General features: G+C 40.2%; 1 protein-coding gene. It reads left to right on the forward strand.

What is annotated here, in order from left to right:
* The coding region (locus tag NE619_RS18275; protein WP_256133894.1) for a hypothetical protein at positions 1-261 on the forward strand (261 nt) is incomplete at both ends.

The raw sequence follows: 261 nt of genomic DNA on the forward strand, positions 1-261 counted from the left end.
CGGAGCTGTCACTGTCAGTTGATGAAAATACAGGGGAACTAAACAGAAATGAAGAACAGGTGCGAAGATCGGCAGACGCAGCGCTAGAACTGGCAAAAGCTTCAGCGGTACAAGAAAAAATGATAGAAATATCAGAAAAACTTGTAGATGCAGACATAGCGAGATACGAAGCGGAACAAAACCTTGCAGACATTGATAATGAATTAAAAAAACTTGAACAGGATCGACAAAACCTTTTAAACGGAAACTATGAAACCGTTG

The organism is Anaerovorax odorimutans (assembly GCF_024459955.1).
In the GTDB taxonomy this organism is placed as follows: domain Bacteria; phylum Bacillota; class Clostridia; order Peptostreptococcales; family Anaerovoracaceae; genus Hominibacterium; species Hominibacterium odorimutans_A.